The sequence below is a fragment of the Desulfosporosinus nitroreducens genome (assembly GCF_023897015.1).
GTDB lineage: Bacteria > Bacillota > Desulfitobacteriia > Desulfitobacteriales > Desulfitobacteriaceae > Desulfosporosinus > Desulfosporosinus nitroreducens.
Genome location: NZ_JAMHFY010000051.1, coordinates 1 through 9,843 on the forward strand (window position 1 = coordinate 1; position 9,843 = coordinate 9,843).

Sequence of the window (9,843 nt, forward strand, 5' to 3'; positions counted from 1 at the left end):
AGGTCATCGCCAGGTAAACAAGCGAAAAACTACCTTTAACGAGGTAGTTTTTCTGTGTTTTTAATACTGTAATGTAAAGAACGAAAGTACCGGGTTCCCTTCTTCGGGATCCACACTGCAGGAGAGAGCGTTACAAGTCGCAGTGTGGCGAAAGGCTCCCCTTCGCCACGAAGTCTTCCTTTGGGGTGGGTGGCTCGGCGATACTGTCCACAGGACACTCTCGTGCCTTTCGTTCCAGGGCCTAGGATACTTGGAGCATAGCTCCTAGGAAAGTAGGTCATCGCCAGGCAAAATTCAACAGTTCCATTAGCTGGACCGGCAAATAAGCAAGGGAGAATTGCGGCGGACAATATTGCAGGCTTAGGCACTACTTACAAGGGTACACAGGGTACCTCAATTATTAAGGTTTTTAAATTAACCGCCGCTTGTACAGGTAATAATCAAAGAACTTTAAATAGATTGAATATGTCTAATAAAACGATTACAATTCATCCTTTCTCGAATGCAACCTATTATCCAGGAGCCCAGATGTTGACCTTAAAGATGATTTTCAATGAGGAAGGTAAAATACTAGGGGCTCAAAGTGTCGGCAATGATGGCGTGGATAAAAGAATGGACGTCATAGCGACTGTGATTAGACTGGGTGGAACAGTCACAGATTTATCTGAGTTAGAACTCTGCTATGTACAGTCCATTTTCTTCAGCTAGGGATCCGGTCAATCTGGCGGGCTATGTTGCTGAGAATGTTTTAGCTGGCAGAATGGGGATTCTTACAGCTGAGCAATTTATGGCTTATCCAAGAGAAAACACGATACTTTTAGATGTGCGTACTGTAAAGTTAATTAGTAGAAAAGGATACATTAAGAGAGCTGTCAATATACCTGTAGATAGCCTCAGAGAAAGAATCGGAGAACTTGATAGGGGTAAAGAGATTCTTGAATATTGTTAGATTGGATTGAGAGGATATGTAGCTGCTCGATTTTTAACTCAAAACGGCTTTAAAGTAAAAAACTTAGATGGAGGTTATGTATCTGTTTAAGATCAAAATACAAGCGGAATTGAGGCACGTACTAATGTTTCTAACCTTGTGCGTTTCGTGGCATAAAATTATAATAATGGTTTTTGCAGAACAAAGGGGTGTATATGGAGTGAGGTCAACAATAGTTTCAAAATATCTAGAGTAAAGGAACATTACAGAAGGGAGGGCATCGTAATGGGTCTAAAAGTAAAAGTTTCGAATTTTTTATTGATAACCATGGTCCAGAATTGTTGTTAATTATTTCAAGTGTTGTGATAGTAGTACTCATGATTCAAGACGTAATATCGGTAGTCCGACCATGAAATAAACAACAGTCTTGACACCCTTCAAGAGTGATTTCTGAAAAGCATAGAATATAAACGAAACCCCCATTCCCTGGCATCCAATGCGCTAGGGAGCGGGGGTTTTCAGAATAACAATTATGCTAGTGTTAACTTCTCCCGCCAAGGAAAAGAATTAACTAACATTTTATTCAATCCGACTTCCTTAACTGTGTACCCTAAGGCTAATCCTATAAGTTGAGTAAAAAATACTACGGAAATTTGCTTGCCTTGTGCCTGTAGTGCATGGAGCCGAAATTCCAGATTTGAATGACATAACGGGCAAGCAACCTCTCTGCGGCCCCGAGCTGGCTAACTTAAGAACGGATGAAGTCCTGCGTCAAGCAATAGCCTCTGGAGCAGATGTTATTGCGACTTCCACCGCAACATTCGCTCTTATGAGACCAGTCCCTTACATCCGCTCCCAGAGCTTCCAGAAGCTTATCCATGCTTTGAGGATTTTCAGAGCTATCAGATTCGGCATCAGACTCGGAATTGGGTCTTACCGTTAAGCATCCATAATAGCATACAACTTTTAAATCTGTGAAACGGTACTTCGAACTTTGTTTGATGCTCTTCGAAATGGAAAGATCGGATAACAACTCTAGTATATGAATAACACTGACTGCTTGGACCCCTGCTAAACTTTCTGCAGCCAATTGACTAGCTAATTGGCGTTTCTGAGGATCTTGAAGTTCAAGGCTTGATCGTTTTAGATTACTGTAACAAGCGGCACACGGAGCGGTAACGGTATTAAACCCACTCTTGCCAACAAGATGTAAGTTCCTTGCTCCTAAGGTTAGGTTGAGCGAGTGATCAATACTGTGAGCTGACGTTGCCCCACAACAATTCCAATCGTTTGGCTCCTGCAAATTAATTCCGACTTTGCCACATACAAGTCGAGTGGAGGTATCAAAAGGCTTTGCTAAGCCATGAAGTGAGCAACCAGGAAAATAAGATACAGTTTTACTTGCCATGGCCTTTGCTCCCTCCTTTCTCTACTCTTTTTATCGCAAGACGATACGATTTATCTGGCCTGTGTGGAGGTTTGATATCTACTCTCATGCGAGTTATGAGATCTTTCATCAGTTTTAACGGTGGCAGTGGTGTGCCTTTCAAAGTTAATGCCATGGTTAACATTGATTCATGCGATCTTCCAAAGGCCTTTACTTGTTTAATGTATAATTTTATGGAATTTTATCTGTTCATTTGACTTAGTGGTGGATTCTACGCATGCCATCTCTCTTAACGTGTCCATTTAGACTAGTAGTCTTAATTTTTGCTGGACAACGTCCTCACATATATGGCAGGATACGCACATCCATATCGCCCGGCTGTCTAACAGAATTTTGCGCTGATTAAGCTTAATTAATTTGAATAATTTGACGCGGACCATACTCCATAAGCACAATTCCACTGCACCCTCCCGTACAAGTGCCGCATTGTATACAGGCATCCATGTTGACATCACAGAGATCCTCTACGTCAGTTTGCAATGTGGAATTACCGGTTATTACCATAGTCATCGGAGACCCTCCCTTCCCAATCCCCCATTACTTTGCGGCTCCCCGATTGGATTGAAGATAACCTAAAACTCCAGCTGCAGCTGCACTGCCTTGATTTAATGCATCTTTAACATCACAAGGAAAACCACAGGCACCAGCATAGAATATACCTTTTGTAAGCCTCATTGGATTTTCACTTTCCGCCATTGGGATTGGTAAGATAAAACCATTAGTATCAAGTTTACCCCCAACCTGACTGACCAGGGAGTTAGTACTTTGGCTTGGAACCATTGCCGTTGATAGTACTACCAGATCGGCTTCCAATTCCAAAGGAACACCCATTAATGTATCCTCCGCTCGAATCAACAATCTGCCATTGGTAGGTATCACTTTTCCTACTCTGCCGCGAATATACTTTACGTGTTGATTTTCCATTGCTCCACGGACGAATTCTTCTCCGTTCTTAAAGTTAGATCGTATATCCATATAGAACACATACACTTGGGCTTTTGGTTGAGCTTTTTTTAGTTCCAAAGCCTGTTTGGCGGTGTACATACAAACATATTTTTGAACAATAGGGCATTCCTTTGCTCCGGTCACGTGAACCTACGCATTTTTGCCAAAGTAAGCTGAGGGTTCACGGCATTACACGTTAACATGTAACCCGTGCAGCAGGTTTGGTCGACCGATTCTACAAATTCAATGCCTAGTTTTTCGCCAACGATCCTTACCGCTCTTTCCGTGCCTAGGTATTCAATACTTCCTGTACAGCTAAGAAATAGGAATAGTTTATCGGGCGTAGGTAAATTGGCTACTCTTTGTGGATCAATTAGGGATAATCTTTGATATTCTTCCATCGAGATAACTTAAATTGATAGGAACTTCGGGAGTTTCTTGATAATTCTTTAGCCATTCGTCAGTACCAGTAATTTCAAACAACTTTTGGTACTCTCTTATGCCATCGTCAGATAGATAAGCCCAGGCTACTCCTTAACGCCCTAATTTCATCCAGTCTTGCTGGTTTCCCAGGTTGGAACGTTACAGCTTCTTGTCTAGCCTTTGTGACAAAACGGATAAATGGATCTACATGCTTCTTGGTGACATTGAGAAATAGCGAATATAAAGCATTAAGAGTGGGTATTTGATTTCGCTTGGACATGTCGCAGCACAATTAGCACACCAGAAACAACGCCAAATTTCTTCGCTATGAACGATCCGTTCATAGTTGCCGAGTAGTACTTCCCTAATGATTTGCCTTGGATTATAGGAAGGACTAATGGCTGCTACAGGACATACACCAGTACATTTACCGCAAGATATACAGCGACTAATGTCATCCGCTAATCCCGATGTCGCTATTGCCTTCTCAAATTCTAAAGACCAGTCGCTGGCCTGTTCTCTTTTCATAAGACATCCCCTCATAACTATTTAATTAGGAGTCCGAGACAAAACAATAAGTTCTATATTTAAGGTTCTGTAACTTAGGTTGTCTATGAGGACAGAAAGTCCCACTGAACTCAGTGCGACTTTTCATGTACATGTACGGGGATGAACCGAATGATTCAGGTACCACTTCTTTATTTATACACGCTTGATATTAGGGTGTGGTTCCGTTTAGGGTAAGGTTGAACTCCAAATTAGAGGTATTTTCTAAGGTAGCACATACCGGTGAGATAGATGTCACTCGTTTGTGCATCTCTCCCGATACATCTAAACCAGCGTCGGATTCGATATCAACCTTAACCCGTTGTTGCTCAAATTAGGTATTATGTCCGAGAGTATTTGAAAAAACTTTGTACTTACTACATCTTCCTCCACTTCAATTGCAACCTTTTTGAGTTCGATATTGTGAAGTGCACCATCGAAAGTGTAGCCCACAACTAAACAAGCCCCTAGAGCAGCCAGTATCATTTCTCCTGGCTGGGGACCTTCATTTGTGCCAAAAGGTTCGTCCATTACGACCTTGAAATCGCGGATTGTAGATTCTGATTTAGTACTGCCCAGCCATACCGATGAGCTTTATACGTGCGTTGACCTTTTTCTGGATTTTCTTTTACTCTGTCAATCATTTTGTTAATAAATCCTAAGTCAATTCCGTTAACAAGAACTCCGCTATTAAAATCCATGTTTAACAATCAACCCCTTCCAATGATTTTAGAAAGTTAACGATCTTGAGTTCGAAAATCTTGGTTGGAGAAATTTTAAGATCGTTTCCATTTCATATTCCATTATTTATGCAAAACCTGTGCCATGACCAAATAAATATTGCGTTAACGGTTTTAATCGAAGTTTAGCCAAGAAATTAAAAAAGTTAAATCTTAATAAGATTGAAATGGAATGCCAGTATTCCATTTCAATTTTAAGTTATTTGATTAATCTTAAAATTATTATTATTTGCTTATTTCCCGCTATGGAATATAATAATTCCATGTGGAACGTAAAGATGCCATTTATTTAAATTGGATTAATTTCTTAGTATTGAATCAAATATGATAGGGAAGGGAATTTATATATCAACGTTACTTATAAATTCCTGTTACTAGAATAGCTGTTCAAGTGGGAATTCATAAAGTTTCACAAGTCTTCGGTTTTAGTTATAATACAATTGGAGTATTGTTTTATATGCATAAATACGCTTGTTAGCAGGAAGCGAAGTTGCTATGAGAGATAGGGGAATTCGAAAAATATCATCTATTTCCGCTAATTCGAAGTAGTATTTTGTAGATATTTGATATAATATAAAGATACGTGGAGGGGTAAAATCTAGAATGGAAAACATAAATCATGAAGCATTAGCATTAGACGAAGAAGAAAAGAATCTTATTAGGGAATATGGAACAGTAGTTCATTATCCTAAGGGACAAATAATTTTTTCTGAAGGGGATACTGCCGACCGAATCTATTTAATAGAAGAAGGTTTTGTGAAAATATATCGAATAACTCCAGATGGTAGAAGAGTTACAGTTGGAAGTATGAGGACTTCTGGGCAGTTAATGGGTCTTGCTGAAACTTTGTACCATGGAGAGCGAACTTGTTTCGCTGGTGCTATCAACGATGCTACTTTGGTAGTTGTACGTAAAGCACGTTTTGAAGAATTGCTTGTCAACCATCCGTCCATTGCTATTAAGGTTGCTACAACTCTAGGGGTTAGAATGCGAGAGGCTGAAGGAATTATCCAAGAAATGGTCTGTTTTCAAGTGCCGGGAAGATTGGCTATGTTGCTTCTTAAAATGTCTGAACGTGCTGGAGTAGAGACAGATACGGGTACAAAAATAGGTTTTCGCTTAACACATGAAGAGATAGCTTGTATGATAGGAACGTCAAGACAGACGGTTACGTCCTTGCTTAATATATTTAGACAAGAGAACAGTATAGCAATTGAAGAGAAGGAAGTGTATATTCTCGATACAGATAAGCTAAGTAAATGGATTGTCTAAGAGAGGCTGGCATAGAATGATGGCCTCTCTTTATTGTGTTACGGTGCTACTGATGTGACATAAGATGCAATCATGATAATAATGAGTTGCACCTGACATAAATAACGTCATTTAGTAGACATAAATAAGGTAATGTCATTGACATTATTAAGGTCATCAGTTAGACATAAATAAGGTCGGAAAATAGACATTAAAATCATCTGGGGTTTGATAAATTAAGTACATAGTAAAGATAAGAGAAAAAGTATTTGAAAGGAGGTAAAACTTAGGCCTCGGCAAGGCAGGACTGTTTTAGTAAGTGAAAATCATGGCAAGAGAGGCGTTTAGCTATGAAGATGGTTTCTGAACTAGTGAAATACCTTAAAGACCCCCACGCTAAAAAAGTCCAGCACTATAAGGAACGGTATCAGGAATTAGACGATCTTTCAAATGTAGCGGTTGACATTGGGGATGCATCAGCCTATAAGTCCCTTCAGGCGGAAATGAAAGAAGTGTTTTTTGAGTATCTAACCGCTGTAGTAGTGGATTCAATTTACAGATTAGCCCCATACGTTCTTATAATTTGGATAATTAGCTTGAAATGGCCAACCATTACAATACCGTTTGTAAACTGGCAGGTCGACATATTTGGAGCATTCCTAGTCTCGTACCTTCTATTGCATGTAGGAAAATGGTTGATAAAACCGATTAAATCTATAGTTTATAGATTGGGTTTATTTGGTTTAGGGTCATCAGAGGCGACAAAAATTTAAATAAATTGGAGGAAAATGTTATGCATTTCGCATTAGCTGGTGTAGACGCTAATCCCATTAGTTTGATTCTTTGGGGTATCTTTGTAGGATACGTTTTTACATCTGTAGGAGCAGCTGGAGGCATCCTGGCAGGTGTCGGTCATATGAGTATCTTCGGACTTAAAAATGCCAATATGGTTAAACCAATGAACCAGATTTTGACACTCGTCAGTCCTATTGTTGGTACTCCTTTATATCTTCGTGAGAAGCGAATTGTTGTACCTACTGCTGTTGCTCTGGGCTTAGGTGGAATCGTTGGGGCGATATTAGGCTCTACGCTTTCGGCCTCCTTATTAAAAGACATGAAAACGTTCCAACCTTACTTTGGTATAGTCACCCTAGGTATTGCGTTTCGTATTGCCTATGAGTGCACCGCTAAATTTAGAGACAGTCAAAAATCTGTAACAGCTGCTAATAAACTCTTTGCTGCAAAAGTTAAAGAACTTAAAGCCTCAGGTAAAATGAATGAGCTTAAGGAAATCGGTGTTAATTTCAAAAAGATTGGTATTCAAAATACCTTTACATTTGCTGGTCAAGAGTTTAACTATAACGCTATTATGGTCTTCTTTACAGGTCTTGTAGTAGCAGTTATCTCGGCATCCCTAGGAGTCGGCGGCGGATTCTTACTGGTTCCTTTCATGACGAGTGTGATGGGATTCCCAATGTACATTGTGGCCGGGACATCCGTTCTTTCCATCTTGGTATCATCTTCAACCAGTATTTTAAACTATCTGTCGATGGGCAGTTCTTTAGATCTTCAGTTTCTAGCCTTTGAATTAGTCGGGGTTGCTATTGGTACTGTTGTAGCTGCTCGAGTATCTAAGTATATCAATGCTCGTTATATGAAAATGTTCCTTGCACTAGTCTTGTTCTATATTGGTCTTAAGTATGTATTACTGATAGCTGGCATTAAGATCTAATAACTAATTTTAATGTTGTTATGAATATGTAAATAGAGGGGGATAGTAAATGAAATGTGCATCCTGCAAAATGAAGACTAAAAACATGTGTGATAAAGAGGCATTTGATTGCACTGGGGGAAAATATACACTCGATGAATGTCTCGAAGAAGAAAATATACCCTTTCATCGCCTCAGTGGTCATTTCCAAGCGGTACATGGTAACAATCTTAGCCGCCTGGATGAATTGATTATGTTTGCTAAGAGAATGGGTTATAAGAAACTTGGAATGGCTTTCTGTATTGGCTTAACAGAAGAAGCAGCGGTTTTAGAACAAATCTTATCCCAACATTTTGAGGTATATTCCGCTTGTTGTAAAATAGGTGGACTTAAAAAAGAGGATTATGAAATACCTAAAGTGAAAGAGGACAAAATCGAAGTCATTTGTGACCCTGTTCTTCAAGCCAAAGTGCTGGCTAATGATGAGACTGAGCTTAACATAGCGGTAGGCTTATGTGTCGGCCATGATATGTTATTCAACAAGTACTCCAAGGTACCAGTCACAACCTTCGCCGTTAAGGACCGTGTATTAGGTCATAATCCTTTAGCAGTCTGCTATTCTAGTTATCTGCGTAAGAAATATATGAATAAGAAATACGAATAAGTCTGTAGACAACTAACTTAGACTGTAACAATCGCCTGAAACTATGTTTTGGGCGATTGTTATTTAGACAACATAGACAAAAAACGGGGGTGTAGCGAATTATGTTCGTTACGCCTCTGTTTTTTGTTATTTGTAAGGCATAAGACAAGAATATGGGTTCATTCGTAAGAACACGAGCATTACTCCAAGCAGTAAACCAGTAGAACATGATGAGGTATTGCGTTTATTGGTAATGCTAAAGTAGAAGGAGGGCAAGGATTATGAGTCAACATGCCATGTTAGTCGATGAGTCACGGTGTATCGAGTGTAAGAGTTGTACTGTTGCCTGTAAACAAGAAAATGGCCTCCAAACAGGGGATTGGTGGTTGAGAGTATGGCGGAGGGAACAGCTCAAGGATCATTTGGTTCGCTATTATAATACCCCAGTCATGCAGACACTGCGCTGACCCTGTATGCCAGTTTGTGTGCCCTGTAGGAGCTATTCAACGTGGAGAAGATGGGATAGTGATCCAAGATCACGAAAAATGTCTTGGCTGTCATGTTTGTGTGCCTGCATGTCCGCATAGTGGAATGAAGATCATGACAAATGGTAAAGTGGGGAAATGTACCCTTTGCAGTCATCGCTTGAGAGAATTAAAGAGCCGGCCTGTGTAACTGTCTGTCCGGTTAACTCGAGAGTTTATGGTGAACGTGAAGAACTTCTACGTGAGGCAAACAAACGTGTAGCAGAGTTAAGAGTGAAGGGAATGCGCGTCAATCTCGAAGGAGCAGATAAGGATCAGACTGCAGTGATGTATTTGCTAGTTGACATGTAAAACCAGTTAACCTAACTTACCTATATGGATTTTGCTTCGCTCAATATGCATAACCCTACTGAAACGGGAGTCGAGTTATACATAATTTGGTTTATTAAAGCGCATGTAATAATAAGTTTAGTTGTGAATATAAGTTAAGCTGAATTTTTATTGATTGTAAAGTGAGTACTAACAGTTGAGCTTTAGATAACAAATACAAAACAAAATCAAAGCTCTCCTATTTTTTAAAATAACTCATCAAAAAGAGTTGACATTTTAGCAAGCTTCAGCTATACTAAAAAAGTTCTCAAAAACAGTGGCCCGTTGGTCAAGCGGTCTAAGACACCGCCCTTTCACGGCGGTTACACGGGTTCGAATCCCGTACGGGTCACCA

The 9,843-nt window shown here is 39.8% G+C and carries 14 protein-coding genes, 1 tRNA gene and 1 pseudogene; 9 read left to right on the forward strand and 7 right to left on the reverse strand.

Going from position 1 to position 9,843, the window contains the following annotated elements:
- Positions 1-279 precede the first annotated feature (279 nt).
- Positions 280-1,033 (forward strand): annotated as a pseudogene (locus tag M8E35_RS25440) (rhodanese-like domain-containing protein); the annotation flags it as partial.
- Between the two features lie 643 nt (positions 1,034-1,676).
- On the opposite strand, the gene M8E35_RS25445 reads toward M8E35_RS25440, so the two are convergent.
- From M8E35_RS25445 to M8E35_RS25475, 7 genes are all read right to left on the reverse strand, one after another.
- Positions 1,677-2,336: a heterodisulfide reductase-related iron-sulfur binding cluster gene (locus M8E35_RS25445; RefSeq protein WP_252473769.1), complete on the reverse strand. Its 660-nt coding sequence runs from the start codon at positions 2,334-2,336 to the stop codon at positions 1,677-1,679.
- Positions 2,337-2,723: 387 nt separating this feature from the next.
- Positions 2,724-2,885, reverse strand: coding sequence for a hypothetical protein (locus M8E35_RS25450; RefSeq protein WP_252473770.1), 162 nt, complete (start codon positions 2,883-2,885; stop codon positions 2,724-2,726).
- A 27-nt stretch (positions 2,886-2,912) separates the two neighbouring features.
- Positions 2,913-3,464: a hypothetical protein gene (locus tag M8E35_RS25455; protein WP_252473771.1), complete on the reverse strand. Its 552-nt coding sequence runs from the start codon at positions 3,462-3,464 to the stop codon at positions 2,913-2,915.
- The gene (locus M8E35_RS25460; protein ID WP_252473772.1) at positions 3,461-3,721 is read right to left on the reverse strand and encodes a heterodisulfide reductase-related iron-sulfur binding cluster; all 261 of its coding nucleotides are present in this window, start codon (positions 3,719-3,721) and stop codon (positions 3,461-3,463) included. The genes M8E35_RS25455 and M8E35_RS25460 overlap by 4 nt, the downstream gene beginning before the upstream one ends.
- Before the next feature lie 226 nt (positions 3,722-3,947).
- Entirely contained in the window at positions 3,948-4,271 is a 324-nt protein-coding gene (locus M8E35_RS25465; RefSeq protein ID WP_252473773.1) for a 4Fe-4S dicluster domain-containing protein, read from the reverse strand.
- 303 nt (positions 4,272-4,574) lie between these two features.
- On the reverse strand, positions 4,575-4,820 hold the full coding sequence (locus M8E35_RS25470) for an OsmC family protein (RefSeq protein ID WP_252473774.1): 246 nt from the start codon (positions 4,818-4,820) through the stop codon (positions 4,575-4,577).
- On the reverse strand, positions 4,820-4,990 hold the full coding sequence (locus tag M8E35_RS25475) for a hypothetical protein (RefSeq protein ID WP_252473775.1): 171 nt from the start codon (positions 4,988-4,990) through the stop codon (positions 4,820-4,822). The genes M8E35_RS25470 and M8E35_RS25475 overlap by 1 nt, the downstream gene beginning before the upstream one ends.
- Positions 4,991-5,632: 642 nt before the next feature.
- Here M8E35_RS25475 and M8E35_RS25480 point away from each other — a divergent pair.
- From M8E35_RS25480 to M8E35_RS25515, 8 genes are all read left to right on the forward strand, one after another.
- Positions 5,633-6,301 carry a Crp/Fnr family transcriptional regulator gene (locus M8E35_RS25480; RefSeq protein ID WP_252473776.1) on the forward strand — a complete coding sequence of 223 codons (669 nt, stop codon included), beginning with the start codon at positions 5,633-5,635 and terminating at the stop codon, positions 6,299-6,301.
- A gap of 329 nt (positions 6,302-6,630) precedes the next feature.
- Positions 6,631-7,053 (forward strand): hypothetical protein, encoded by a 423-nt coding sequence (locus M8E35_RS25485; protein WP_252473777.1) that lies wholly within the window; start codon positions 6,631-6,633, stop codon positions 7,051-7,053.
- 20 nt (positions 7,054-7,073) lie between these two features.
- Entirely contained in the window at positions 7,074-8,012 is a 939-nt protein-coding gene (locus M8E35_RS25490) for a sulfite exporter TauE/SafE family protein (protein WP_252473778.1), read from the forward strand.
- A 49-nt stretch (positions 8,013-8,061) separates the two neighbouring features.
- Positions 8,062-8,655, forward strand: coding sequence for a DUF1847 domain-containing protein (locus tag M8E35_RS25495; RefSeq protein ID WP_252473779.1), 594 nt, complete (start codon positions 8,062-8,064; stop codon positions 8,653-8,655).
- A gap of 260 nt (positions 8,656-8,915) precedes the next feature.
- Positions 8,916-9,101: a 4Fe-4S dicluster domain-containing protein gene (locus tag M8E35_RS25500; protein WP_252473780.1), complete on the forward strand. Its 186-nt coding sequence runs from the start codon at positions 8,916-8,918 to the stop codon at positions 9,099-9,101.
- 16 nt (positions 9,102-9,117) lie between these two features.
- Positions 9,118-9,309 (forward strand): 4Fe-4S dicluster domain-containing protein, encoded by a 192-nt coding sequence (locus M8E35_RS25505; RefSeq protein ID WP_252473781.1) that lies wholly within the window; start codon positions 9,118-9,120, stop codon positions 9,307-9,309.
- Positions 9,267-9,470, forward strand: a complete 204-nt coding sequence (locus M8E35_RS25510; protein WP_252473782.1) for a 4Fe-4S dicluster domain-containing protein — start codon at positions 9,267-9,269, stop codon at positions 9,468-9,470. Before M8E35_RS25505 ends, M8E35_RS25510 begins: the two co-directional genes overlap by 43 nt.
- Positions 9,471-9,767: 297 nt before the next feature.
- A tRNA-Glu gene (locus tag M8E35_RS25515) sits at positions 9,768-9,843 on the forward strand.

Bases quoted from the DNA above. Each gene is read 5' to 3' on its own strand.
- M8E35_RS25445 (WP_252473769.1), bottom strand. From the start codon at position 2,336: ATGGCAAGTAAAACTGTATCTTATTTTCCTGGTTGCTCACTTCATGGC.
- M8E35_RS25450 (WP_252473770.1), bottom strand. From the start codon at position 2,885: ATGACTATGGTAATAACCGGTAATTCCACATTGCAAACTGACGTAGAG.
- M8E35_RS25460 (WP_252473772.1), bottom strand. From the start codon at position 3,721: ATGGAAGAATATCAAAGATTATCCCTAATTGATCCACAAAGAGTAGCC.
- M8E35_RS25465 (WP_252473773.1), bottom strand. From the start codon at position 4,271: ATGAAAAGAGAACAGGCCAGCGACTGGTCTTTAGAATTTGAGAAGGCA.
- M8E35_RS25470 (WP_252473774.1), bottom strand. From the start codon at position 4,820: ATGGACGAACCTTTTGGCACAAATGAAGGTCCCCAGCCAGGAGAAATG.
- M8E35_RS25475 (WP_252473775.1), bottom strand. From the start codon at position 4,990: ATGGATTTTAATAGCGGAGTTCTTGTTAACGGAATTGACTTAGGATTT.
- M8E35_RS25480 (WP_252473776.1), top strand. From the start codon at position 5,633: ATGGAAAACATAAATCATGAAGCATTAGCATTAGACGAAGAAGAAAAG.
- M8E35_RS25485 (WP_252473777.1), top strand. From the start codon at position 6,631: ATGAAGATGGTTTCTGAACTAGTGAAATACCTTAAAGACCCCCACGCT.
- M8E35_RS25490 (WP_252473778.1), top strand. From the start codon at position 7,074: ATGCATTTCGCATTAGCTGGTGTAGACGCTAATCCCATTAGTTTGATT.
- M8E35_RS25495 (WP_252473779.1), top strand. From the start codon at position 8,062: ATGAAATGTGCATCCTGCAAAATGAAGACTAAAAACATGTGTGATAAA.
- M8E35_RS25500 (WP_252473780.1), top strand. From the start codon at position 8,916: ATGAGTCAACATGCCATGTTAGTCGATGAGTCACGGTGTATCGAGTGT.